This is a genomic window from Kitasatospora sp. NPDC059827, from assembly GCF_042731675.1.
Classification (GTDB): Bacteria; Actinomycetota; Actinomycetes; order Streptomycetales; family Streptomycetaceae; genus Kitasatospora.
This window is the reverse complement of sequence record NZ_JBHWIV010000043.1, coordinates 17,293-40,327: the sequence shown is the minus strand read 5'-3', so window position 1 is coordinate 40,327 and position 23,035 is coordinate 17,293. Positions and strand designations below refer to the sequence as shown.

Below are 23,035 nucleotides of genomic sequence, written 5' to 3'. Positions count from 1 at the left end.
GCTCAGCCCTTCACGGCGCCGTCGGTCAGACCACCGACTGCCTTGCGCTGCAGGAAGACGAACAGGATCAGCACGGGGACGGCGAACATCGTGGAGGCCGCCATGGTCGCGCCCCAGTCGTTGCCGAAGGCCGTCTTGAAGGAGGACAGCCAGAGCGGGAGGGTCTTGCCCTGCTCCTTGTTGACGATCAGGACGAGCGGGAACTCGTTCCACGCCGTGATGAAGCCGAACAGCGAGGTCGACATCAGGCCCGGGGCCAGCAGCGGGAAGATCACCTTCACGAAGGCCTGGGTACGGGTGCAGCCGTCCACCATGGCCGACTCCTCCAGCTCCTTCGGCACCGCGGCGATGAAGCCGCGCAGCGTCCAGATGGTGAAGGGCAGGACCATCATCATGTAGAAGAAGGTCAGCGGCAGCAGGCTGTTCAGCATGTCGTTGTCGCGGGAGATCATGTAGACCGCGATGGTCATGACCTCCCAGGGCGCCATCTGGGCCAGCATGATGACCAGCACGAAGGCCTTGCGGCCGCGGAACCTCATCCGGGCGATGGCGAAGGCCGCCAGGGTCGCGATCACCAGGGAGATCAGCACCGCGCCGACCGTGACGGTGATGCTGTTGGTGACGTACGTCCAGAAGTCCGGTGCGTTGACCGCGGTGGTGAAGTGCTCGAAGGTCGCGTCGAGCGGGATGAAGACCGGCGTCTTGCTGATGATGTCGTTGTTCTGCTTGAACGCGGTCGCGATCATCCAGTAGACGGGGAAGATGAAGAAGACGATGAGGACGACCGCGATCACGTTCGGCCAGGTACGTCCGAAGAGAGAGCGCCTCACAGCTCGTCCTCCTGCTTGATCATGATGCGGAAGTAGTAGGCCATCAGGACGCCCAGCATCAGGATGGTGAGCACCGCGATCGCGGCGCCGACGCCGTAGTGCTGGCTGCCTGAGCCCTCCAGGAAGGCGTGCACCGGAAGGGTCCGGGTGAGCTTCTCGGGGCCGCCGCCGTTGATCGCGTAGATCTGGGTGAAGGACTTGAAGACCCAGATGACCTCGAGGAAGGTCGTGGCCAGGAAGAACGGCTTGAGGTTGGGGAAGATCACCGAGCTGAAGATCTTCGAGGAGCCGGCGCCGTCCATCCGGGCGGCCTCGTAGAGCTCCTTGGGGATGGTGGTCAGCCCGGCGTACATGTTGAACGCCACGAAGGGGATCGACATCCAGACGATCAGCAGGATGACGACGAAGAACGTCGAGTACTCGTCGCTCATCCAGTTGTAGTTCGCCATCGAGTGCCAACCCAGCTTGTCCAGGCACCAGTTGACGACGCCCCACTGCTCGTCGAACAGCCAGGTGTAGACGGTGGTCGCGGCGACCACCGGCATCGCCCAGGCCATCAGCAGCGCGACCGACAGCGCGAGCCGCATCTTCTTGCCGAGGACGTTCAGCAGCAGGCCGACCAGGGTGCCGCCGACCATGATCAGCACCACGTTGACCAGGGTGAACGCGACGGTGCGACCGGTGACCGACCAGAACTCCGGGTCGGTCAGCTGCTCCTTGTAGTTGTCGAAGCCGGTCCACTCGGTCAGGTGCATCACCAGCTGGCGCCGGTTGAGGTCCTGGAACGACAGCAGGAAGGTCTTCAGCAGCGGCCAGCCGAGCAGGACGATGGTCGCCACGATGGCCGGCAGCAGCAGCAGGTACGGCGCGGAGCGGGCGCCGAGACCGGGGCCGCTCGCGGGTCTGGTGCCCTTCGGCGCGGTGCCCTTGGCTCCGCCGCCGGCGGCACTGGTGTCAATCTCGGCCACCACAGCCTCCCCTGACTCCGGGGACTGCGTCTGCACCCGGTCCGAATGCACAGCCATCGTTCTCACTTCCTCACAACCCGGCCACGACGGACGGGCGCCGCCCACCGACCCCCCGCCGGGGGCCGGTGAGCGACGCCGCTCGATGCACTAGTTCTTCTGGTTGAGCCGCTTGGCGATCTCGTCGTCGTACTTCTTCGCGGTGGACGCGTAGTCGGCGCCCTGGAGGACCGCGGTCAGGAAGTCCTTGATCGGGTTCGGGGTGTTCTCGACGCTGGCCCAGTTCGGGGTGTTCGGGGTGATCCCGCCGACCGCGGTGGCGGCCTGGGCGGCCTTCGCGAAGTCACCGGCGAGCTGGCTGTTCAGGGCCGGCTTGTTCGGGATGTTGCCGGCCGCGGCGACCAGGCCCTCGTTCTTGTCGTTGAGGGCGATCTTCAGGAAGTCCTTCGCCATCGCGGTGTTCTTGCTCTGCGCGGAGATCGCGAGGTTCGAGCCACCGATGAAGACGCCGGAGGGCTTGTCGGCGGTCTTGCCCGGGATCGGGAAGAAGCCGATCTTGTCCTTCGGCATCTCCTTCTCGAGCGGGAGCTCCCAGCCGAGGGCGATCATGGTGCCGACGTTGCCCTTGGCGAAGACGTCCTTCTGCTGCGGGGTGGCCTCGTCCTTGTCCTTCGGACCGGTGAGCGAGTGGCTCTGCAGCGTCTTGTAGGTCTCGAAGGCGCGCTGCGCCTCGGGCGACTCCAGGCCGCCGACCCACTTGCCGCCCTCCTGCTTGGCGATCTTGCCGCCCTCGCCGGTGAGCAGACCGAAGTAGGTGTACCACTCCTGGCCCGGCAGGTAGATCGGGTCGACGACGCCCTGGGTGGTCTTGAGCTTGTCCAGGTCGGCGTAGAACTCGTCCAGGGTCTTCGGCGCGTCGGTCAGGCCGGCGGCCTTCCAGAGGTCCTTGTTGTAGGCGACCACGCGGTTGGAGACCCACCACGGGGCGGCGTACTGCTTGCCGTCCAGCATCGCGGCCTCGTTCTGGTTGGCGGCCCAAGCGTCGCCACCCAGCGCGGACTTGTCCTTGGTGATGTCGAGCAGACCGCCGGTGGCGGCGTAGCCGGAGGTCTGGGTGTTGCCCAGCTCCAGGACGTCGACCGAACCCTCGGACAGCGCGGCGGTGATCTTCGGACCGATGTCGGTCCACTCCTGGGCCTGGAAGTCGACCTTGGAGCCCGGGTAGGTGCTCTCGAACTCGGTCTTGACCGAGTCGGTCCAGCCCTTGGGGGCGGAGCCGGTCATGGTCCACACCTTGAGCGTCTTGCCCTTGTACCGGTCGGCCGACGTGGAGGACGAGGAACCGCCGTCGTCCTTCTTGCCGTCCGAGCCACAGGCCGCGAGACCGACGACCATTGCTGCGACGCCGACCGCCGCGATGAGCTGACGCTTCACGCCATCCTCCTGAGGGATGCCTGGGTTACCCCCGTCGGGCGGCTGCGGCAGACCCACGCAAAGCGGGAGAACAGGTGCCGCGGACCCCTTCGAGCGGGTGGGGGGATTCATCGTTACCGGCCTAGTGGTGTAGACCAGATGCCTGGAGCTTGGCCTAGACCAATGGGCCTGTCAACGGCTGTTCGACCGATCTCGACCACCCGTTATCAAGCCGACACCGCACATCGTTCATCGCGTGATGAGGTATTCGTTCCGTAGCCATACATGCAACGATGTGGTCCGTTAACGATGTGGCGGGGCGGTAAAAGGCTCCGCGAGAAGCGGGAGAACAGGTCCGATGAGCAGCGACGGGGGATCCACCGCCCAGGCCGACGACCCCGAGGTGAAGAACCTCCCGACGCAGGCCGGCGCCGATCCGACCGCGCGCGTCCCCAAGTACTACGGCCTCAAGCGCCACCTCCTCCAGCTCACCGAGACCCAGCCCGCGGGCACCCCGGTCCCGCCCGAGCGCGCGCTGGCCGCCCAGTTCGACACCTCGCGCACCACCGTGCGCCAGGCCCTCCAGGAACTGGTCGTCGAGGGCCGGCTGGAGCGCATCCAGGGCAAGGGCACCTTCGTGGCCAAGCCCAAGGTCGCCCAGGCGCTGCAACTCACCTCCTACACGGAGGACATGCGCGCCCAGGGCCTGGAGCCCACCTCCCGGCTGATCGAGATCGGCTACATCACCGCCGACGACCGGCTCGCCCCGCTGCTGGACATCAAGCCCGGCGGCCGGGTGCTGCGGATCGAGCGGCTGCGCCTGGCCAACGGCGACCCGATGGCCATCGAGGTCGCCCACCTCTCCGCCAAGCGCTTCCCCGCCCTGCGGCGCAACCTGGCCAAGCACAACTCGCTGTACGCGGCGCTGCGCGAGGTCTACGGGGTCACCGTGGCCGAGGCCGAGGAGACCATCGAGACCACCCTGGCCAACCCGCGGGAGGCCGGCCTGCTCGGCTCCGACCTGGGCCTGCCGATGCTCCAGCTCTCCCGGCACTCCTTCGACGCGGACGGCGACCCGGTCGAGTGGGTGCGCTCCATCTACCGCGGCGACCGCTACAAGTTCATCACCCGGCTCCAGCGGCCGGAGTAGTCGTCCCCGTTCGGGGCCCTCACCTCGAAGGGACCCCTCCCCCTCACCACGGGCACCGGCGCGCGCGACCCGCGCGCCGGTGCCCGTTCGTGTCCGGATGGCGGAAAGTTGCGTCATATCGGGTGACATGGATCACCCCATGCCCTAGATTGCGCAGCCGTACTGACTGCCGATCACCGATGGTGCTGCCCGGCGGGCTCACGGGGGTGCCGGGCACCTCCGGGGCTGCGGCGCCGACGGAACCCTCCGGAGCGGAGCAGAAGATGCCGTCTGACCAAGCCCCCAGCGAAGCTGTCATGCCCGAGCCAGCCGGGATCCCAGTCCCGGCCGTGACCCCCGAGCGGGTGCTCGCCGGACTCGCCCTGCTCGTGCCCATCGTGGCGATGCTCTGGGTCTCCTCCTACGACAAGACCGACCCGGCGGTGGCCGGGATCCCCTTCTTCTACTGGTACCAGCTGCTCTGGGTGCCGGTCTCGGCCGTCTTCACGGTCGCCGCCTACCTGCTGATCAACCGGGACGAGAAGGCCCGCGGCGCGGCCCGCAAGGGCGGTGCGCGATGAAGGACGTCAACGTGCCGGCCCTCGTGGTCTTCGTCCTGTTCTTCCTGCTGGTCACCGTGATGGGCTTCCTCGCCTCCCGCTGGCGCCGCGCGGACGACGCGGCCCACCTGGACGAGTGGGGCCTGGGCGGGCGCAGCTTCGGGACCTGGGTGACCTGGTTCCTGCTCGGCGGCGACCTCTACACCGCCTACACCTTCGTCGCCGTCCCGGCGGCCGTGTACGCGACCGGCGCGGCCGGCTTCTTCGCGGTGCCGTACACGATCATCGCCTACCCGCTGGTCTTCCTGTTCCTGCCCCGGCTCTGGTCGGTCTCCCGGGTGCACGGCTACGTCACCCCGGCCGACTTCGTCCGCGGCCGGTACGGTTCGCGGCCGCTGTCCCTGGTCATCGCGCTGACCGGGATCCTGGCCACCATGCCGTACATCGCCCTGCAACTGGTCGGCATCCAGGCCGTGCTGGACGTGCTCGGCCTCGGCGGCGGGGCGGACGCCAACTGGTTCGTCAAGGACCTGCCGCTGTTCCTGGCCTTCGGCGTGCTGGCCGCCTACACCTACTCCTCCGGCCTACGCGCCCCGGCGCTGATCGCCTTCGTCAAGGACGCCCTGGTCTACATCGTGATCATCGTCGCGGTGATCTACATCCCGCTGCGCCTCGGCGGCTACGGGCACGTCTTCGACGCGGCCGCGGCGCACTTCAAGCAGGCCAAGGCCGGCGGGCTGACCCTCCCCGACAACAAGCAGTGGACGTACGCCACGCTGGGGATCGGCTCGGCGATGGCGCTGTTCATGTACCCGCACTCGGTGACCGGCGTGCTGGCCTCCAAGTCCCGCAACACCGTGCGCCGCAACATGGCGATCATGCCCGCGTACTCGCTGATGCTCGGGCTGCTGGCGCTGCTCGGCTTCATGGCGATCGCGGCGGGCGTGGGCAGCGGCGTCAAGGGCTACAACGCCCAGCTGTCGGTGCCGCAGCTGTTCGCGAACATGTTCCCGGACTGGTTCACCGGCGTGGCCTTCGCCGCGATCGGGATCGGCGCGCTGGTGCCGGCCGCCATCATGTCCATCGCCGCGGCCAACCTGTTCACCCGCAACGTCTACAAGGAGTGGCTCAAGCCCGCCGCCACCCCGGCCGACGAGACCCGGGTCGCCAAGCTGGTCTCGCTGCTGGTCAAGGTCGGCGCGCTGGTCTTCGTGCTCGGCATGGACAAGCAGGCCGCGATCAACCTCCAGCTGCTGGGCGGCCTGTGGATCCTGCAGACCTTCGTGGCGATCGTCGGCGGCCTGTTCACCCGCTGGTTCCACCACTGGGCGCTGTTCGCCGGCTGGGCGGCGGGCATGGGCTACGGCACCTGGACGGCGTACGGGCTGGCCAGCCCGGCCACCAAGCACTTCGGCGGCAACGCGGCCGAGATCCCCGGCATCGGCGAGATCGGCTACATCGGCATGACCGCCTTCGTGCTCAACCTGGTCGTCGCGGTGGTGCTCACCGTGGTGCTGCGGGCGCTCAGGACGCCCGACGGGCCGGACGAGACCAAGCCCTCCGACTACAGCGCCGAGGCCGCCGGCGACGAGCGGGAGAACGCGCCGGAGCCCGTAGCGGCGCACTGATTGGCCGTGCGCGCGCCCTGTGATCGCGCCGCCTTCTCCGTGAACACTGGAGGAGGCGGCGCGATCATATGTATGAACAGGCGTGCACGCCGGGCACCACCAGACCGGACCGGCATCCGGCCGGAACCTGATCGACCCACGGGGAGCTCGCGGCCATGGCAGAACTCGGCACCACCCTCAACGGCCAGCACCAGACCACCCAGCACCAGACCACCCCGCACCAGTCGGCCCCGCACCAGGCCGTCCAGCACCAGGTCACCCAGCACCAGTCGGCCCAGAACCAGCACCACCCCCACGTCACCGCCCACCGCCCGGCGGCGGCCACCCGACTGCCGTCCGTGCTGATCGCCACCCGGCACGGCGAGTCCACCGCCAACGTCGAGTTCCAGCTGGCCGAGGCCGTCGGCGCGCTCAGCGTCCCGATCAGCTGCCGGGACGCCGACATCCCGCTGTCCCTGCGCGGCCAGCAGCAGGCCCAGGCGTTCGGCCGCTGGTGGGCCGCCCTGCCCAGCGCGGACCGCCCGCGCAGCGTCTGGTGCTCGCCGTACGTGCGCACCGCCGAGACCACCCGGATCGCGCTCGCCCAGGCGGCCGGCCTCGGCGCCGTGCCCGTCACCCTGGCCGTCCGCTACGACGAGCGGCTGCGCGACCGCGAGCTCGGCATCCTGGAGATGCTGCCCAAGGCCGCCATCGAGGCCAAGCACCCGGAGGAGGCCGCCCGGCGGCGCAAGATGGGCGAGCTGTACTACCGCCCGCCCGGCGGCGAGTCCTGGGCCGACGTCGCCCTGCGGGTGCGCAGCCTGCTGCGGGACGTCTGCGAGGAGGAGGCCGGCCGGCCCGTCCTGCTGGTCGCCCACGACTGCACGGTGCTGATGCTGCGCTACGCGCTGGACCGGCTCACCGAGCAGCAGCTCACCGAGCTCGGGGCGGTGCACAACTGCTCCACCAGCCTGTGGCGGGCCCAGGACGGGCGGCTGCGGCCGGACCGCTGGAACGGCGTCGACCACCTGACGGGCGGGGACAACTGACGGGCGGCGACAACTGACGGACCGTCGGCCGTCGGGTCACTGCTGCGCGACCGCCGGATCGGCGAAGCAGCGGCGGTAGGCCAGCGGCGTGGTGCCCAGCCGCCGCCCGAAGTGGTGCCGCAGCGCCGCCGCGTTGCCGAAGCCGCAGCGGGCCGCGATCGCGTCCACCGACTCGGTGGTGGACTCCAGCAGCCGCTGGGCCAGCAGCACCCGCTGCCCCACCAGCCAGCGGTGCGGGGTGGTGCCGGTCTCCTGCTGGAAGCGCCGGGCGAAGGTGCGCGGCGACATGTGCGCCCGGGCGGCCAGTTGCTCGACGGTCGCCTCCTGGTCCGGGTGGTGGCGCATCCAGTCCAGCAGCGGGGCCAGCGAGTCGCCGCCGCCCTCCGGCAGCGGGCGGTTCACGAACTGCGCCTGCCCGCCCTCCCGGTGCGGCGCCACCACCATCCGGCGGGCGATCCCCCGGGCCACCTCGGCGCCCTGGAACTTGCGCACCAGGTGCAGGCAGGCGTCGATGCCGGCCGCCGTACCGGCCGAGGTGACCACCGGGTCGTCGTCCACGTACAGCACGTCCGGCTGCACCGCCGTCCCCGGGAACCGGTCGGCCAGGTCGTCGGTGTAGCGCCAGTGGGTGGTGGAGCGGCGGCCGTCCAGCAGCCCGGCGGCGCCCAGCACGAACGCGCCGCTGCAGATGGACAGCACCCGGCCGCCGCGCGCCACCACCGCGCGCAGCGCCGCCAGCAGCGGCTCCGGGTAGGCGTCGCGGATCCCCGAGGCGGTGACCACCGCCAGGTCGGCGTCGGCGAGCCGCTCCGGGCCGTACGGGACGTCCACCGTGAACCCGGAGTGGGTGGCGTGCGGCCCGGGGTGGGCGCCGGCCAGCGCGAAGTCGTAGCCGGGCAGCCCGTCCGCGGTGCGGTCCAGGCCGAACACCTCGCAGGCCACGCCCAGTTCGAAGGGGTGGACCTCCTCCAGCACCACCGCGACCACGTTCCTCAGCATGCCGCCCAGGATGCCCCGCCGGGCCGGGCGCCGGGAAGCCCCCGGCTGGCAGGATTTCGAGGCAACCCGGCGTTCCTGCCACTCGTCGGCCCCGGCGCCGCCCGGCCACAGTGGTGGCCATGGAACCCGGCACCCTCGCAAGCGCACTCGCCCTGGTCGGCGCGGTCGGCGGCTTCGGCCTGCTCGGCACCCTGATCGGCCGCGAACTCTCCCGCGGCCCCGCGGCCGGCCGCGACAACTACCACCGCCCCGGCGGCTACCCCGCCGACCCGCACCGCGCCGACCGGCTGCACGGCGCCCCGGCCCCGGCCGCGGCCCGCGCCGACGCCGCCGACGCTCCCGCCGCCGCCGCTGACCTGCCGCTCCGCCCGACCCCCGGGCCCATCGCCGTACCGGGCTCCGGCACACTGGCCCGATGGACTACCTCATCCGCCACGCCCTCCCCCGGGACCTCGAAGACGCCGGCCGGATCACCGTCGAGGCCTTCGTCGGCGACGGCTACACCAAGCCCACCAGCGGCTACGTCGAGCTGCTCCGCGACGCCGGGCGGCGCTCCCGCGAGGCCGAGCTCCTGGTCGCCACCGACACGGCCGACGAGCAGGTCCTCGGCTGCGTGACCTTCGCCGTCGGCGGCACCGAGTGGGCCGACATCGCCACCCCGCAGGAGGGCGAGATCCGGATGCTCGCCACCGCCGCCGCCTCCCGCGGCCGCGGCGTCGGCGAGGCCCTGGTCCGCGCCTGCGTCGCCCGCACCCGCGAACTCGGCCTGACCGGCATGGCCTTCTCCACCCGCCCCGAGATGACCGCCGCCCACCGCGTCTACGAGCGGGTCGGCTTCCGCCGCACCCCCGAGCGGGACTGGGCGCCGTACCCGGGGATGGACCTGATGGTCTACACCATGGCGTTCTGACGGCCCGGCGGCAGTTCACCGGCCCCTCCCCCACCCCGGTGACGGGCAGACGATCAACAGGCGTCTTTTGATATAAACCACAGATCAAGACATGTCGTCGACAGGTCGCGACAGTCGATCGACCGGGGGGACGCACCACATGGACGACGGGCCCGGCCCCAGCACGCCCGGAAGCGGCCCGACGCTCCAGGACATGCGCGAGGCACGGGGCATCGAGGCCCCGGCCTCCAGCCGCTACGCGATCCCCGCACCCGTCCCCGCACCCCGCGGCCCGCTGCCGCCGTCGGTCCGTTTCAAGGCTGTCGACGGGCTGCGCGGCCTCGCGATCGCCTCCGTGCTGCTCTACCACACCGACTGGTTCCAGAACGGCCTGTTCGGCGTGGACGTCTTCTTCGTGCTCTCCGGCTTCCTGGTCAGCCTGGTGCTGATCCGCGAGCTGGACCGCACCGACGGCATCCGGCTCGGCGTCTTCTACCGCCGCCGCGCCAAGCGGCTGCTGCCCGGACTGCTCGCCACCATCATCCTGGTCGTCGGGCTGTCCGCCCTGGTCAGCCCGCTCCGGGACGTCCGGGACCTGCGCCCGCAGGCGCTCGCCACGCTCGCCCAGGTCGCCAACTGGGCCCAGCTGTCCCGCGGTGACGCCTACTGGCAGCACTTCGCCTCGATCGACCCGCTGGCGGCCATGTGGTCGCTCAGCATCACCGAGCAGTTCTACGCGGTCTGGCCGCTGCTGCTGCTGATGGTCTTCGGCCTGTGCCGCCGCTCGCTGCGCGCCACCGGCATCGTCACCGCCGTCCTGTTCGCGGCCTCCGCGCTCGTCGCCCCGCTGATGTGGAACGGCGGCAACAGCGACCGCCTCTACCTCGGCACCGAGACCCGCGCCGTCGGCTTCGCGGCCGGCGCCACCGCCGCCTTCGGGGTCCACCTGTGGCTGCGCCGCAAGGCCCGCGCCGCCGCCGACGGCCCCCGTTCGGCCCGCCGCGGCGGCGCCGCCCTGCCCACCCTGGTCGGCACGGCGGCCCTCGGCGGCCTGGTCTGGGCCAGCCTGTCCGTCGGCAGCTACCACGAACCCTGGCTCTACCAGGGCGGACTGGCGCTCGTCGCGGCGCTCGCCGCCGTGCTGACCGCCTCGCTCTGCCACGACCGCGGGCCCCTGGTGCGGCTGCTGTCGCTTCCCCCGCTGCGGCTCACCGGCACCATCTCGTACAGCCTCTACCTGCTCCATCTGCCGGTGTACTGGCTGCTGCAGCACTTCGTCGACGACATCTCGCCGCAGAAGCTGCTGCTGATCGGCGGCCCGGTCTCCTGGGTGCTGGCCTGGCTGCTGCACACCGCGACCGAGAAGCTGCGGGTGCTGCGCTGGCGGGCCCTCCCGGCCGTCCCGCTGCTGGCCGTCACCGCCGCGGTGGCCACCGCCGGGGCCTGGTACCTGCCGGCCTGGGTCACCCACAACATGCGGTCCGGGCCGAGCGGCAGGCCGATGGTCCTGGTGCTCGGCGACTCCTTCGCCCAGGACCTCGCCACCGGGCTGTACCGGGACGGCGACGGCTACCGGGTGGTCGACGGCGGCATCAGCGGCTGCGGGGTGTTCGACCCGGACAAGGTGCGCACCGTCTCCGGGACGGAGTTCGAGACCAGTTCCGACTGCCGGAACCGGGCCGCCGAGTGGGACCGCCAGGTCGCCGCCACCGCGCCGGAGGCCGTGGTGATCCACCTCGGCTGGGACGCCGCCGAGCAGTACCTGGACGGCACCTGGCTCAACCCCTGCGACGACGACTACCGCAGCCGGTACCGCACCGAGCTCACCCAGGCCGTCGAGCAGGTCCACCGGCGGGCGCCCGCCGCCCGGGTGCTGCTGATGAACGAACGCGTCGAGAACGGCGCCATCGGCAAGGCCTGGGGCACCTGCTACAACCAGCAGGTCGGCGACTTCGTGAAGGCCGCCGGCGGCACCGTCCGGCTGGTCGACCTCGACACCTTCTACTGCCCGTACGACACCTGCGTGTGGAAGGACAAGGACGGCCACTGGGTCACCCCGGCCAACGACGGGGTGCACCTGACCCCGGCCGGCATGCGGTTCGTGACCCCGTGGCTGGAGAAGCAGATCGCGGACGGGCTGTCCGGGGCCCAGCCGCAGTCCCCGGCCGCGCCGGCGGCCACCCCGACGCCGACGCCGACCCCGACGCCGAGCTCCACCCCGACGCCCACCCCCACGCCCACGCCCACGCCCACGGCGAGCACCCGGCCGACGGGCCGTCCGACCCCGGCCAAGCCGGCCCGGACGCCGACCCCCAAGGGGACCCCGGGCGCCGGCGAGCACCCCGCCGAGCCCCAGCCGTAGCGGGCCCGCTACGGCTGCGGGACCTGGTAGGTCTGCGCGAAGCAGTCGCGGATCGCCTTCTCGGAGCCCGGGCGCCCGGCGTAGTCCATCCGCGGGGTGTCCGGGGTGACCGGCAGGGTCGGGTCGATGCCGAAGTACAGCGACCAGAAGTAGACGCCGCTCAGCTTGCGCTCCTGGGCGACCTGGCAGACCGCGGTGAACCAGGTGGCCTGGACGGCCTCGTTCACCTCGGTCTTCTTGTAGTACTCACCGGGCGTCTTGTACGCGCCCTTCTGCGCCGGGATGCCCACCTCGGTGAGCTTGGTGGTCGGCTGCGGCCCCGTGCCGCGCTTGTCGAGCCAGGCGTTCCAGCTGGCCTTCAGGTCGGCGATCGGGGCGTCGTCGTCGGAGTTCTTGGCCGGCGGGTAGGCGTCCGCGCCCGTCCCGTCGACGGGTACCGCGATCGGGCCCTTGGACCAGTTGTCGAAGTTCGCGTCGTACGCCAGCTCGCCGTGGAAGGTCTTCCTGGCCTCGTCGACCAGTCCCTGCCAGCGCGGGTCGCCCTCCAGCGAGTTGAACTCGGTGCCGAGGGTGAACTCCGCCGCGGAGTGCTCCTGGGCGGTCTTCAGGTACGGCGCCAGGAAGGCGGCGTAGCTGGCGAACCAGGCGTCCCGGTCGGTCGGCGTGATGTTGCCGCGCCACTTGAGGGTGTGGACGTAGTCGAACACGTCCTCGTCCATGAGCGGACGCACGGTGGTGCGCAGACCGGCCCGGTGGGCGGCGTCCAGCAGCAGGGCGAGGCGCTCCGGGGTGGGCGAGGTCGGCCGGGCGGCGACGGCGTTCGACTTGGTACCCGTGGTGTAGTACGGGAACGTCACCGACAGGGAGTTGGCGTTCAGCCCGACCACGTACTTGACGATGCGGTCGACCTTGCCCTGGACGAAGTTGTCCGGGTCCGCCGGGTCGTCCAGCCAGTACACCTGCACGCCCCACTCGGGGCTCCCCTTGGTCCACGGGCGGGCCACCTTGGGGCCGGTGTCCTCGACCGGCGGCGCGTCCTTGCCGAAGCCCCAGACCCGGCCCTGCTCGGTGGGGGCGGCGAGGTGGACGGTGGTGGGCCGCTGGTGGTCGAACCGGATCGGGTGGTCCCCCCACACCACGGGGACGGCCACGGCGACGGCGACGACGACGGTCGGCAGGATGAAGATGGCGGGGCGCTTCAACGGTCGTGACTTCCGATCAGGCCGGTTTGGCGATGACGACGAACTTGTTCTCCTCGCGCTTGAGGAACTTGATCAGCCCCCGCAGCCCGCCCCAGCCCTCCAGGAAGGAGAACACCGGGATGCAGGCCACCACGACGATCGGCTCCCACCACTTGCGCCGGTGGTTGGCCGAGGCGACCACGTTCAGCCGCAGCCCCTCCCAGTAGGTCCAGATCACGTAGGCGAAGTTGATCGCCCACAGCAGCACCACGGACTGGGTGACCGGCGAGGTGTTCCAGGTACCGGTGAACCAGGCGACCATCAGCACCAAGCCGACGTGCTGCAGCGGGCCGAGCACCCAGCTGACCATGCCCATCCCGATGAACAGCCGGTACCGCAGCGGGATGGTCCGGTTGAAGCAGAGCGCGACCAGGCCCCAGGCCCAGCGCTCGCGCTGCTTGAGGAAGTCCTTGACGCCGGCCGGCGAGGCGCCGTAGCAGCGCCCGTTGAACCAGTCGCTGCGGCCCGGGTAGCGCTGGCAGAAGTTCAGCGCCATCTGGGCGTCCTCGACGATGGTCTTCGGCCCGAAGTCCCAGCCGATGGTGGCCTCCACCGAGGAGCGCACGATCAGCAGCTCGCCGTGCACGCCGGCGATCGGGGTGCCGGTGCCGGTCATCGCCCGGAAACGGGCGATGTCGTCGGCCGGGCGGATCGCGTCGGCGAGCCAGGTGAAGGTGGAGACGGCGTTCTCCCGGGGGTACGTCAGGATGCCCTGCGCCATGTGCTTGGCGTCGTCCCCGGCCCGGCGCTGCCGGTTGACGAACTGGGCGACGGCGGCGGCGGTGTCCGGCCCGACGCCGGTGTCGTCGTCCATGTGCAGCACCCAGACGTCGTCCTGCGCCTCGCCCTCCTCGATCCGCAGCTCGTGCGAGTAGTGGTTGGCGCGGGCCTTGAACTTGGTGCCGTTGGCCGTCTCGTACGCCTTCGGCACGGTCACCACCCGGATCAGCGGGTGGCGTTCGGCCAGCTCGTCGATCTTCTCGGCGGCGGCGCAGCCCTCCTCGGTGAGGATGTCCACCCTCATCCAGGGGAAGTACGACGGCAGGTGCTCGACGTACGAGAGCACCGAGCGCTCCAGCGCCGGGTAGGTGTCGTGCCGGCCGATGGTCGGCACCAGCACGATCAGGAAGTCGTCCTCGGCCGGCGCGGGCGGGGTCATCCGATCCACCTGCCGCAGCCGTCGGCGGACCATCAGCACCCCCTGGAAGCCGATCAGCACGCCGAACACCGGCATGCCCCACAGGATGGTGATCGCCCAGCCGAGCGGGGTCGGGTTGGGCACGTACGCCCAGATCGAGAAGGTAAAAATGATCGCGAAGGCGGTGTAGAACGGCAGCACCCGGGGCTTCCAGGACATCTGTCGCTCGGCGAGCCGGGCGGCCTCGCGGGACGTGGTGAGCACCGTCCGCGCAGGGGCTGTGGACGTCATGGCGGAAGTCGTTCCTCGTCTGGTGTCGGTCGGTCCGGGCGGTCGGTCAGGCCTGCGGCGGGTGCGGGGCCGGGGGCGCTTCTGCGGCCGGCGGCGCGTCCGCGGGCGGCGGCACGACCGGGCCGGGGGCCACCTGGCCGGCGCCCTGCGGGCCGGGCACGGGCGGGGCGGGCACGGGCGGGGCGGCGGGCCACTGCTGCTGGAGCGCGGTCGGCTGGTACGTCGGCGCCGCCTGGGGCGGCTGCTGGGCGTACGGACCCGGCCCGGGCGGCACCGGCTGGGGCTGCGCAGGCGGCCAGGCGGCGGGCTGCGGCTGCGGCTGCGGCTGCGGCTGCGGCAGTTGTTGCTGCGGCTGCTGGTACCACACCGGCTGAGCCGGCGGCTGGGCCGACCACCCGGGCTGCGGCTGCCCCGGCTGCGGCACTCCGTACGGACCCGGCAACGGCGCGGACGGCAGCGGCGCGGACGGAACCGCGCTCTGCGCGAGCGGCCAGGGCGTCCCGGCCGGGGAACCCTCCGGCTGCTCCCGCCACTTGGAGCGGGCGAGCAGCACGATCAGCGTCGCGGTGACGACCACGCCGAGCGCGAAGGTGGCGAGCTTGAGTCCGCCCTCGGTCGTCCCCGTGAACCACTGCCGCTGCGGTTCGTCCAGCAGCGCGCCGGTCAGGCTGCGCACCCGGTTGTAGCCCTCGACCAGTGCCACGCCCGCCGCCACCCCGAGCGCCCAGGAGCGCCCGCGCAGCAGCAGGATGCCCGCGGCCAGGTACAGCAGGCCGTAGTTGAGGCTTCCGGTCTCGGCGTCCACCGAGGTCCCGCCGTAGTAGAAGATGCCCTTGAGGTAGGTCGCGAAGCCGACCTGCCCGAAGCAGTTGTAGGCCGCCCAGCCGAGCAGCACCACGCCCCAACCGACCGCCAGGCCACCGGCCCCGCGTATCGGACGTGCCTGTGTCATCCCCGTACCCCCGCCCCTTCGGTCCTCTCCCGACCGTTCACCGAGCCCTCGGGCTTCGCCGCCACAGGATGCCACACGGCACAACGGACCCGGAATTCCGCCCGTTCAACCGATCCGGACCCGATCAGCGGACGTGCAGCCCGCCCCAGTCGATGCTCCCGCCGGACGGTCCGGAGCCGCCGGTGATCGCCAACGGGCTGTGGTAGGTGGCGTTGACGTCCGCTCCGGAGTTGCGCGGCTGGTCCGGGGCCAGGTTGTCGGAGGTGAGGGACTGCCCCCAGACCGTCCAGATCGTCCAGGGGGTGCGGCTGAGGGTGTCCGGCTGGCGGGAGTTGACCGGCACGGCGAAGGACTCGGCGAGCATCCTCGGCTTGCGGTAGGCGGCGAGCCCGTCGTAGTAGCGCTTGGTCCAGACCTCGCCGGTGCCGATCGGGTGCGCCGGACTGCCGCTGTAGTCGTCCACCCCGACCACGTCGACGTACTGGGAGCCCGGGTAGTAGTCCCACGGGTCCACGCCCGGGGCGCCGTCCCAGGAGACCGGTGTCCAGACGAACAGCAGGTTGTGCAGGCCCCTGGTCTCCACCAGGTACTTGTAGGTGATCCGCCACAGCGCCTGGTAGTCGGCCGGCTTCTGGCCCGCCCACCAGAACCGGCTGGCGCAGTCCCGGACGTTCATCTCGTGGTAGGGGCGCAGCAGCACCGGCACGTCGTGGGCGGCCAGGTACTCCAGGTGGTCGGCCAGGTAGGACAGGTCGGTGACCAGTGCGCGGTACTCGGGGGTGTCGCCCCCGGCGTCCACGACCCGGCCGAACCAGCCCGGGTCCTTGGCCGCCGGGGAGTTCGAACAGAGCACCCGGTCGAAGGACTTGACGGCGGACCCGGGGTAGGGCTCGTGGAAGGACATGCCGACGATCCCGGCCGGGGCCCCGCCGTTGTCCGGGAGTTCGGTGGTGCTGCCGTCGCAGTTCTGCTGGACGCCGGAGGCGTCGTAGGTGCCGTCGTCGGCGCGCGGGTGGCCGGACCAGACGGCGGTCATCAGGTCGACGGCGTCGTCGGTGTACTGCCAGCCGGTGCGGCAGGTGGGCCAGCGGCCGGCCGAGTAGGAGCGCGGGTTGCCGACGCCCCAGGCGTTCTGGCCGTAGCCGGGGCCGAGGTCGGTCTCCATGAAGCCGGGCAGCCGGCCGGTGATGTCGGCGGCCTTCTTGTAGTAGTAACCGACCTGCTTGGTGCCCCGGTAGTCGCCGTACTCGGGGTTGTTGCGCTCGTTGTGCGCCTCGACGTGCTGGCCGATCACCGTGCCGCCGCTGTGCCCGGTGCGGGCCTGGGCCTCCAGGTCCGCGAGGAACTGCTGGACGGCACGGGCGTTCGGCGAGGCCTGCGGGTCCCGGGCCAGCAGGTCCCGGCCCACGTCCGGCGGCAGGGTGCGGCCGGGGGCGCCGACCGACACCGGCACCCGGACGGGCGGTCCGACGTCGGTCCGGTCGTCGCGGTCCAGCAGCACGAGACTGCCGGCGGCGACCACGATGCCGGCCGCGGCCAGCACGGCCGGCCTACCGCGCAGGACTCTGGGCAGGGCCACGACCGCTCCTCCGGTTTCTCGCCGGCGCCGACCCCCGCGGACGCAACCGGAACACGCGTACGAATGACTCCGACGAGAGCCTGCCACACTCCCCCGGTCCCGGCGAACGGGTCCGCCGGGACCGGGGTGTCACCGCGGGTCAGCCGGTCGCGGCGGCCGCCGGAGTGCCCTGCGAGCCCGGCGTGGCCGAGCCCGCCGCCTTGGCCCGCTGGAGCAGCTGGCCCTTCACGTGCTCGGCGAACCCGGCGGACGCCGCGGTCGCGGCGGCGTCAGGGGCGTTGCCGCCCTTCGCCGAGCCCTCGACGGTGAAGTAGGCGTACCGGCCCAGGCTGCTGTGCGTGCCGGTGCAGCCGGGGTTGGCGCAGAACGCCGGGGCGCCCGGCGCGGGCAGGCCCTTGAGCTGCCCGGCGTAGTTCTTCATCGCCGTCTCGGCCTGGATCCTGTGGTCGAAGACCGCGACGCCGACGGTCACCGCGCTGTCGCCGGAGACGTACGTCGCCCGGAGCACCTTCTGGCAGCCCTGGTCGCCGAGGACCTTGCCGAGCCCGCCGGTGGTGGAGTTGCCGTCCCAGCAGGGCTGGTCCAGCGCGACCACGGTCCGGTTCCAGGACACGCCGTTGACCGTCACCTGCAGCGCGGAGAACAGCGCCCCCGCGTCCTGCGGCGCCGGGTCGGTGGCGACCTCCCAGATCGGCTTCGACGGGTCGTCCGGCTGCCCTCCCGCGGTCGCACCGCCGTTCGACGGTCCGGGGGTCGACGGGCCGCCGTTCGACGGGCCGGGGGTCGGCTTGCCCGAGACGGACGCGGACGCGACCGCACCGCCACCGGGCTTGGCCGGGTCGTCCTTCTTGCCGAACAGCAGCACGCCGCCCGCGGCCAGACCACCCACCAGGACGACGGCCACCGCGCCGCCGATGATCCTCACCCGGCGCTTGCGCCTGCCGTCGGCCTCGTTGCGGTCCGCCAGCGCCGCCCAGTCCGGCTCGACGCGCTGCGGCGGCACCGGCCGCTGCGGCGCGACCGGCTGCTGTGCGGGAACCGCCTGCTGCGGGGGACCCGGCTGCTGCGGGGGACCCGGCTGCTGCGGGGCCTGCTGCCACTGCGGCTGCGCAGCCGGCGGCTGAACCGGCTGGGGCGCCGGCTGGGGCACCGGCGGGACGGGCTGGGAGAACGGCTGCGCCGCCGGCGCCACCGGTCCGTACGAGGCCGGCGGCGGGCCGAAACCACCGCCCGGCGGCGGCACCGGACCCGGCCCCACCGGCTGCTGATTCTGTGCGCCCCCCGGCCCGGCGGGAGGCGTCCCCTGCGGCCCGTGCCCAGGTACACCAGTTCCGTCGCTCATGCGCCCAGATCGTAGGGCATCACCCGCACCGTCCCTCGGCCCGGTGACCGTTCCGTATCGAAACCAGGACGCCCGACGCGCCGGGCCCGGGTGTCCGGCACCCGGATCCGGGGTGTCCGGCGGGCGGCCGCGACACGTCCGGAGCGTGGTTCCGGGCCTCGGACGCCCACGAACCGCCACCGGCCCGGGCACAACCCGTCATCGCGACAACACACCACGCCGTACTACATGTGGTGTCGCATCGAGGAGACACCACTACATGTATGCTCGCTTCTGCTGTCGATGCAGGGGAACCCGGTGGGAATCCGGGACTGCCCCGCAGCGGTGTGCGGGCGGCTCCAGCAGCCGTACCGCGAGTCCGAGTACCTGCCGAACAGCGTGCGCCACGGCCCTCCCGCAGAGGCCGCGCCAAGCACCAGCACCACCCCTCCGGGCCTCGCGGGCGGGCCGGGGAGACACCTCGCGCGACGCTTTTTGCGTTCGCGCCGTGCTCCCCTGCCCAGATCGGCCCGGGTGACCCCGATCACCGCCGCACGATCGCCGCCAGGAGAGAGCGCCTTGACCACCGCTGCCTCAGTCACCCTGCCCGCCCAGGGCTCCGGTACCGCCTTCACCGACCCGACGGTCTCCGACCCCGGCGGTGCTCTCCTGCGGCTGCTCACCGACCGCAGCGCCGACCTCACCGAGGTCGACCCCGGCCATGTCGCCGCCGCCGCGCTGCGCGGCCGCCACGCCGGCTCGGACTTCGCCGAGCTGCGCGGTCTGGCCGTGGACGCCGCCGCGTCGATGATCGCCGAGGACCCCCAGTACTCGAAGCTGGCCGCCCGCCTGCTCGCCCTGGAGATCGTCGACGAGGCGAACAGCCAGGGCTCGACCTCCTTCTCCGCCTCGATCGCCGTCGGCCACGCCGAGGGCCTGATCGGCGACACCACCGCGGCCTTCGTCGCCAAGCACGCCGACGCCCTGAACGCGCTCGTCGACGCCAAGGGCGACGACCGCTTCGAGTACTTCGGCCTGCGCACCGTCCAGTCCCGCTACCTGCTGCGCCACCCGATCACCCGCAAGGTGATCGAGACCCCGCAGCACTTCCTGCTCCGCGTCGCCTGCGGCCTGGCGGTCGGCGACTCCGAGCAGTCGGTGCGCGAGGTGTCCGAGCTGTACGGCCTGATGAGCCGCCTGGAGTACCTGACCTCCTCGCCGACGCTCTTCAACTCCGGCACCCGGCACCCGCAGATGTCCAGCTGCTACCTGCTGGACTCGCCGCTGGACAACCTGGACTCGATCTACAACCGCTACGCGCAGATCGCCCGCCTCTCCAAGCACGCCGGCGGCATCGGCCTGTCCTACTCGCGCATCCGCTCGCGCGGCAGCCTGATCCGCGGCACCAACGGCAAGTCCAACGGCATCGTCCCGTTCCTGCGCACCCTCGACTCCTCGGTCGCCGCCGTCAACCAGGGCGGCCGCCGCAAGGGCGCGGCCTGCGTCTACCTGGAGACCTGGCACGCCGACATCGAGGAGTTCCTGGAGCTCCGCGACAACACCGGTGAGGAGGCGCGCCGCACGCACAACCTCAACCTGGCCCACTGGATCCCGGACGAGTTCATGCGCCGCGTGAACGCCAACGCCGACTGGTCGCTGTTCTCCCCCGCCGACGTCCCCGAGCTGGTCGACCTGTGGGGCGCCGACTTCGACGAGGCCTACCTCAAGGCCGAGCTGGCCGGCAAGGCCGTCCGCACCATCCCGGCGCAGACCCTCTACGCCCGCATGATGCGCACCCTCGCGCAGACCGGCAACGGCTGGATGACCTTCAAGGACGCCTCCAACCGCGCCGCCAACCAGACCGCGCTGCCCGGCCGCACGGTGCACTCCTCCAACCTGTGCACCGAGATCCTGGAGGTCACGGACGACTCCGAGACCGCCGTCTGCAACCTGGGCTCGGTCAACCTCGGCGCGCACGTGGCCGAGGGCGCGTCCGTCGAGGACCTGCTCGGCGCCATGGACTGGGAGCGCCTCGACGCCACCGTCCGCACCGCCGTGACCTTCCTCGACCGCGTGGTGGACATCAACTTCTACCCGACCACCGAGGCCGGCACCTCCAACTCCCGCTGGCGGCCGGTCGGCCTCGGCGTGATGGGCCTCCAGGACGTCTTCTTCAAGCTGCGGATCGACTTCGACTCCGCCGAGGCCGCCCGGCTGTCCACGCTGATCGCCGAGCGCATCATGCTCACCGCCTACGAGCGCTCCGCCGACCTGGCCGAGCAGCTCGGCCGCCACGAGGCCTACGGCGAGACCCGCGCCGCCCGCGGCGAACTGCACATCGACCACTTCCCGAGCGCCGCCCCGGAGTGGACCGACCGCTGGACGGCGCTGCGCGCCCGCATCGCCGAGACCGGCCTGCGCAACTCGCTGCTGCTCGCGATCGCCCCGACCGCGACCATCGCCTCCATCGCCGGCGTCTACGAGTGCATCGAGCCGCAGGTGTCCAACCTGTTCAAGCGCGAGACCCTCTCGGGCGAGTTCCTCCAGGTCAACCCGTACCTGGTGCGCGAGCTCAAGGAGCTCGGCGTCTGGGACCAGCAGACCCGCGACGCCCTGCGCGACGCCAACGGCTCCGTCCAGGAGCTCGGTTGGCTGCCGGAGCAGGTCCGGTCGCTGTACCGCACCGCGTGGGAGCTGCCGCAGCGCGCCCTGATCGACCTGGCCGCGGCCCGCATGCCGTACCTGGACCAGAGCCAGTCGCTGAACCTGTTCATGGCGGCGCCGACCATCGGCAAGCTCAGCTCGATGTACGCCTACGCGTGGAAGGTCGGTCTCAAGACCACCTACTACCTGCGCTCGCGCCCCGCGACCCGGATCGCCCAGGCCGCCTCGGGTGCCGCCCGCACCGCCGCTGGTACGCCGGTGCCGGTGAACACCCCGACCCTCACCCCCGAGGAAGAGGCCGCACTGGCCTGCTCCCTGGAGAACCCCGAGTCCTGCGAGGCCTGCCAGTAATGTCCGACGATCGCCAGAAGATGCTGCTCGACCCCGGCTTCGAGCTGACCCTGCGCCCGATGCGCTACCCGTCGTTCTACGACCGGTACCGCGACGCGATCAAGAACACCTGGACCGTCGAGGAGGTGGACCTGCACTCGGACGTCGCCGACCTGGCGAAGCTGAGTGAGGGCGAGCGCCACATGATCGGCCGCCTGGTGGCGTTCTTCGCGACCGGTGACTCGATCGTCGCGAACAACGTGGTGCTGAGCCTCTACAAGCACATCAACTCCCCGGAGGCGCGGCTCTACCTGTCGCGCCAGCTGTTCGAGGAGGCCGTGCACGTCCAGTTCTACCTGACGCTGCTGGACACCTACCTTCCGGATCCGGAGGACCGCAACGCGGCCTTCGCCGCGGTGGAGAACATCCCCTCCATCCACCAGAAGGCCCAGTTCTGCTTCAAGTACATGAACGCGGTCGACCACATCGACTCGCTGCAGACCAAGGAGGACCGCCGCGCGTTCCTCCTGAACCTGATCTGCTTCGCGGCCTGCGTCGAGGGCCTGTTCTTCTACGGCGCCTTCGCGTACGTGTACTGGTTCCGGTCGCGCGGTCTACTGCACGGCCTGGCCACCGGCACCAACTGGGTGTTCCGCGACGAGTCCATGCACATGGACTTCGCGTTCTCCGTGGTCGACACCGTCCGCGAGGAGGAGCCCGACCTCTTCGACGACGAGATGGCCAAGCAGGTCACCGAGATGCTGGAGGAGGCCGTCGAGGCCGAGCTCCAGTTCGCCCAGGACCTGTGCGGCGACGGCCTGCCCGGCATGAACACCGCCTCGATGCGCGAGTACCTCCAGGCCGTCGCGGACCAGCGCCTCGCACGGCTCGGGATGCCGATCCGGTACGGGTCGACCAACCCGTTCGGCTTCATGGAGCTCCAGAACGTCCAGGAGCTGACCAACTTCTTCGAGCGCCGCGTGTCGGCGTATCAGGTCGCGGTCGAGGGCTCGGTCTCCTTCGACGACGACTTCTAAGTCGAATATCCTTCGGCTCAAACAGCGGGACACAGCGGGGCTGCCGTCACGGCAGCCCCGCTGTTCTCGGTTCCAGGCGTACGGGGGTAGCCCAGGCATGTCCAAGCTCCAACAACGTGTGATCGACGGCCCGTTCGGACCGATACAGATCAGTCATGACCGCTGGCCGTCCGTCGTGGCCCGGGTGCAGGGGGCGGGGATGCCCACCGTCACCGTGGTGCCCGACCGCGACCACGGCGCGATGAACGTCAACGGGAGCAACATCCCGACCACCCGGAAGTCCCGCACCCGCACGGCGACGGTGGGCGACCGCAGCTACGAACTCCGCGCCACCAGCCTGCGCAAGGCCGAACTGCACCGCAACGGCGCCGTCATCGCCCATGCCCAGGGCTCGTTCCGTTCCTACGCCCCGGGCAGCAGCATCCCGGGCCTCCACGCCAAGGTCACCTGGTCCCAGGCCATCGACCCCACGGATGTGGCCGTCGGCCAGGCCATGGTCCTCGCCTTCGGCGCCGGCGCCCCGGGCATCGTCCTGCGGACAGTGTTCTTCTGGACCGACAACCTCACCTGAGCGAACAGTGGTGGCCCCCCCCCCCCGGGCCCCCCGCGACAAAAACCCGGCCCCAAAAACCCCCAAAAAACACCCCGGACAAAAGGACCCCCAACCACAACCCCCACA

At 71.2% G+C, this 23,035-nt stretch carries 18 protein-coding genes and 1 riboswitch; of the genes, 9 read left to right on the top strand and 9 right to left on the bottom strand.

The genetic code is table 11. The features are described 5' to 3' along the window. Window positions 1-2 precede the first annotated feature (2 nt). From ACFV8H_RS25085 to ACFV8H_RS25075, 3 genes are all read right to left on the bottom strand, one after another. Window positions 3-830 carry a carbohydrate ABC transporter permease gene (locus ACFV8H_RS25085; RefSeq protein ID WP_375894038.1) on the bottom strand — a complete coding sequence of 276 codons (828 nt, stop codon included), beginning with the start codon at window positions 828-830 and terminating at the stop codon, window positions 3-5. Next, the gene (locus tag ACFV8H_RS25080) at window positions 827-1,855 is read right to left on the bottom strand and encodes a carbohydrate ABC transporter permease (RefSeq protein WP_380403845.1); all 1,029 of its coding nucleotides are present in this window, start codon (window positions 1,853-1,855) and stop codon (window positions 827-829) included. Before ACFV8H_RS25080 ends, ACFV8H_RS25085 begins: the two co-directional genes overlap by 4 nt. 90 nt (window positions 1,856-1,945) lie before the next feature. After that, complete coding sequence (locus ACFV8H_RS25075; protein ID WP_380403842.1) at window positions 1,946-3,229, bottom strand: extracellular solute-binding protein; 1,284 nt, start codon at window positions 3,227-3,229, stop codon at window positions 1,946-1,948. A gap of 337 nt (window positions 3,230-3,566) precedes the next feature. Between ACFV8H_RS25075 and ACFV8H_RS25070 the strand changes: the two genes are divergently transcribed. From ACFV8H_RS25070 to ACFV8H_RS25055, 4 genes are all read left to right on the top strand, one after another. Then, window positions 3,567-4,358, top strand: coding sequence for a GntR family transcriptional regulator (locus ACFV8H_RS25070; RefSeq protein WP_375894047.1), 792 nt, complete (start codon window positions 3,567-3,569; stop codon window positions 4,356-4,358). Between the two features lie 296 nt (window positions 4,359-4,654). Then, complete coding sequence (locus ACFV8H_RS25065; RefSeq protein WP_380403839.1) at window positions 4,655-4,918, top strand: DUF3311 domain-containing protein; 264 nt, start codon at window positions 4,655-4,657, stop codon at window positions 4,916-4,918. Continuing rightward, window positions 4,915-6,525, top strand: a complete 1,611-nt coding sequence (gene mctP / locus ACFV8H_RS25060) for a monocarboxylate uptake permease MctP (RefSeq protein WP_380403836.1) — start codon at window positions 4,915-4,917, stop codon at window positions 6,523-6,525. Before ACFV8H_RS25065 ends, mctP begins: the two co-directional genes overlap by 4 nt. Window positions 6,526-6,680: 155 nt before the next feature. Further along, on the top strand, window positions 6,681-7,553 hold the full coding sequence (locus ACFV8H_RS25055) for a histidine phosphatase family protein (protein WP_380403833.1): 873 nt from the start codon (window positions 6,681-6,683) through the stop codon (window positions 7,551-7,553). Between the two features lie 36 nt (window positions 7,554-7,589). On the opposite strand, the gene ACFV8H_RS25050 is transcribed toward ACFV8H_RS25055, so the two are convergent. Next, entirely contained in the window at window positions 7,590-8,552 is a 963-nt protein-coding gene (locus ACFV8H_RS25050; protein ID WP_380403830.1) for a helix-turn-helix domain-containing protein, read from the bottom strand. Between the two features lie 415 nt (window positions 8,553-8,967). On the opposite strand from ACFV8H_RS25050, the gene ACFV8H_RS25045 reads away from it, so the two are divergent. Together ACFV8H_RS25045 and ACFV8H_RS25040 are read left to right on the top strand one after the other, a co-directional pair. Next, window positions 8,968-9,462 (top strand): GNAT family N-acetyltransferase, encoded by a 495-nt coding sequence (locus ACFV8H_RS25045; RefSeq protein ID WP_380403827.1) that lies wholly within the window; start codon window positions 8,968-8,970, stop codon window positions 9,460-9,462. A gap of 193 nt (window positions 9,463-9,655) precedes the next feature. Next, the gene (locus ACFV8H_RS25040; RefSeq protein ID WP_380403824.1) at window positions 9,656-11,803 is read left to right on the top strand and encodes an acyltransferase family protein; all 2,148 of its coding nucleotides are present in this window, start codon (window positions 9,656-9,658) and stop codon (window positions 11,801-11,803) included. An 8-nt stretch (window positions 11,804-11,811) separates the two neighbouring features. Here the strand turns inward: ACFV8H_RS25040 and ACFV8H_RS25035 are convergent, their stop codons facing one another. The 5 genes from ACFV8H_RS25035 to ACFV8H_RS25015 all read right to left on the bottom strand — a co-directional run bounded on the left by ACFV8H_RS25035 (window position 11,812) and on the right by ACFV8H_RS25015 (window position 18,262). After that, window positions 11,812-13,005 carry a glycoside hydrolase family 113 gene (locus ACFV8H_RS25035; protein WP_380403821.1) on the bottom strand — a complete coding sequence of 398 codons (1,194 nt, stop codon included), beginning with the start codon at window positions 13,003-13,005 and terminating at the stop codon, window positions 11,812-11,814. A gap of 16 nt (window positions 13,006-13,021) precedes the next feature. Further along, on the bottom strand, window positions 13,022-14,473 hold the full coding sequence (locus ACFV8H_RS25030) for a glycosyltransferase family 2 protein (RefSeq protein ID WP_375894069.1): 1,452 nt from the start codon (window positions 14,471-14,473) through the stop codon (window positions 13,022-13,024). Between the two features lie 46 nt (window positions 14,474-14,519). Then, window positions 14,520-15,425: a hypothetical protein gene (locus tag ACFV8H_RS25025; protein WP_380403818.1), complete on the bottom strand. Its 906-nt coding sequence runs from the start codon at window positions 15,423-15,425 to the stop codon at window positions 14,520-14,522. A 124-nt stretch (window positions 15,426-15,549) separates the two neighbouring features. Continuing rightward, window positions 15,550-17,004 carry a glycoside hydrolase family 26 protein gene (locus ACFV8H_RS25020; protein WP_380403815.1) on the bottom strand — a complete coding sequence of 485 codons (1,455 nt, stop codon included), beginning with the start codon at window positions 17,002-17,004 and terminating at the stop codon, window positions 15,550-15,552. Between the two features lie 139 nt (window positions 17,005-17,143). Further along, the gene (locus tag ACFV8H_RS25015) at window positions 17,144-18,262 is read right to left on the bottom strand and encodes a Fis family transcriptional regulator (RefSeq protein WP_380403812.1); all 1,119 of its coding nucleotides are present in this window, start codon (window positions 18,260-18,262) and stop codon (window positions 17,144-17,146) included. A gap of 340 nt (window positions 18,263-18,602) precedes the next feature. Beyond that, a riboswitch (cobalamin riboswitch) is annotated at window positions 18,603-18,735 on the top strand. A gap of 193 nt (window positions 18,736-18,928) precedes the next feature. Here ACFV8H_RS25015 and ACFV8H_RS25010 point away from each other — a divergent pair. From ACFV8H_RS25010 to ACFV8H_RS25000, 3 genes are all read left to right on the top strand, one after another. Continuing rightward, entirely contained in the window at window positions 18,929-21,340 is a 2,412-nt protein-coding gene (locus ACFV8H_RS25010) for a ribonucleoside-diphosphate reductase subunit alpha (protein WP_380403893.1), read from the top strand. Beyond that, window positions 21,340-22,356: a ribonucleotide-diphosphate reductase subunit beta gene (locus tag ACFV8H_RS25005; RefSeq protein WP_375894081.1), complete on the top strand. Its 1,017-nt coding sequence runs from the start codon at window positions 21,340-21,342 to the stop codon at window positions 22,354-22,356. Before ACFV8H_RS25010 ends, ACFV8H_RS25005 begins: the two co-directional genes overlap by 1 nt. 97 nt (window positions 22,357-22,453) lie before the next feature. Further along, window positions 22,454-22,927: a hypothetical protein gene (locus ACFV8H_RS25000; RefSeq protein ID WP_380403809.1), complete on the top strand. Its 474-nt coding sequence runs from the start codon at window positions 22,454-22,456 to the stop codon at window positions 22,925-22,927. The last annotated feature ends 108 nt before the right edge of the window (window positions 22,928-23,035 follow it).

Bases quoted from the DNA above. Each gene is read 5' to 3' on its own strand.
- ACFV8H_RS25050 (WP_380403830.1), bottom strand. From the start codon at position 8,552: ATGCTGAGGAACGTGGTCGCGGTGGTGCTGGAGGAGGTCCACCCCTTC.
- ACFV8H_RS25055 (WP_380403833.1), top strand. From the start codon at position 6,681: ATGGCAGAACTCGGCACCACCCTCAACGGCCAGCACCAGACCACCCAG.
- ACFV8H_RS25005 (WP_375894081.1), top strand. From the start codon at position 21,340: ATGTCCGACGATCGCCAGAAGATGCTGCTCGACCCCGGCTTCGAGCTG.
- ACFV8H_RS25000 (WP_380403809.1), top strand. From the start codon at position 22,454: ATGTCCAAGCTCCAACAACGTGTGATCGACGGCCCGTTCGGACCGATA.
- ACFV8H_RS25065 (WP_380403839.1), top strand. From the start codon at position 4,655: ATGCCCGAGCCAGCCGGGATCCCAGTCCCGGCCGTGACCCCCGAGCGG.
- ACFV8H_RS25030 (WP_375894069.1), bottom strand. From the start codon at position 14,473: ATGACGTCCACAGCCCCTGCGCGGACGGTGCTCACCACGTCCCGCGAG.
- mctP (WP_380403836.1), top strand. From the start codon at position 4,915: ATGAAGGACGTCAACGTGCCGGCCCTCGTGGTCTTCGTCCTGTTCTTC.
- ACFV8H_RS25080 (WP_380403845.1), bottom strand. From the start codon at position 1,855: ATGGCTGTGCATTCGGACCGGGTGCAGACGCAGTCCCCGGAGTCAGGG.
- ACFV8H_RS25040 (WP_380403824.1), top strand. From the start codon at position 9,656: ATGCGCGAGGCACGGGGCATCGAGGCCCCGGCCTCCAGCCGCTACGCG.
- ACFV8H_RS25045 (WP_380403827.1), top strand. From the start codon at position 8,968: ATGGACTACCTCATCCGCCACGCCCTCCCCCGGGACCTCGAAGACGCC.
- ACFV8H_RS25025 (WP_380403818.1), bottom strand. From the start codon at position 15,425: ATGACACAGGCACGTCCGATACGCGGGGCCGGTGGCCTGGCGGTCGGT.
- ACFV8H_RS25070 (WP_375894047.1), top strand. From the start codon at position 3,567: ATGAGCAGCGACGGGGGATCCACCGCCCAGGCCGACGACCCCGAGGTG.